At 52.0% G+C, this 1,114-nt stretch carries 1 protein-coding gene; it reads left to right on the forward strand.

What is annotated here, in order from left to right; translation table 11 throughout:
• On the forward strand, positions 1 to 1,114 hold a 1,114-nt coding region (locus ACYVRB_RS14240), incomplete at both ends, for a mucin-binding protein (RefSeq protein WP_461216068.1).

Genomic DNA, 1,114 nt, shown 5'->3' on the forward strand with positions numbered 1-1,114 from the left:
CCAAGGATTATCCAAAGGTTCCGGGCTATACCCCAGAACCGAACCAGAATCTGAAGGTTCCAAATGAGCCAGGCGACACGATTGTGACCTACACGCCAGATACGCAGAAAGCTACTGTTAAGTATGTCGACCAAACCGGTAAGCAACTGATCACACCAGATCAGGCAATCACCGGTCCAAGCGATACAGCAGTTGATCACAGTCAGCTCATGCCGAATATACAGAAAGCCATCGATCAAGGCTATGTGCTTGTCGATGACGGTACGGTTGGTGCGACTTTCGACCACGATACACCGCATAATCAGGACCTCACAATTACCTTTGGCCAAGTGCCGAAGGCAACCCTGACGACGACCGTCGTACCAAAAGGTCCGAAGAGTCCAAAGAATCCAGACGGTGAACCGTTGAAGCCAACCACGCCAGTGCAAGTGACTGGGTTCCCAGGAGATCCGATCGATGCCAAGGATTATCCAAAGGTTCCGGGTTATACCCCAGAACCAAACCAGAACCCGAAGGTTCCAAATGAGCCAGGCGACACGATTGTGACCTACACGCCAGATACGCAGAAAGCTACCGTTAAGTATGTGGATGAAACCGGTAAACAGCTGGTCACACCAGATCAACCAATCAGTGGTCTCAGCGACACGGCGGTTGACCACAGTCAGATTGCACCGAATATACAGAAAGCCATCGATCAAGGCTATGTGCTTGTCGATGACGGTACGGTTGGTGCGACTTTCGACCACGATACACCGCGTAATCAGGCGTTCACGATTACCTTTGGTCAAGTGCCGAAGGCAGAATTGACGACGACTCTCGTGCCAAAGGGCCCGAAGAGCCCAAAGAATCCAGACGGTGAGCCGTTGAAGCCAACCACGCCAGTGCAAGTGACTGGGTTCCCAGGAGATCCGATCGATGCAAAGGATTATCCAAAGGTTCCGGGCTATACGCCAGAACCAGACCAGAACCCGAAGGTTCCAAATGAGCCAGGCGACACGATTGTGACCTACACGCCAGATACGCAGAAAGCTACTGTTAAGTATGTCGATCAAACCGGCACGCAACTGATCACACCAGATCAGGCAATCACCGGTCCAAGCGATACAGCAGTTGA

The organism is Lacticaseibacillus boliensis (assembly GCF_054784775.1).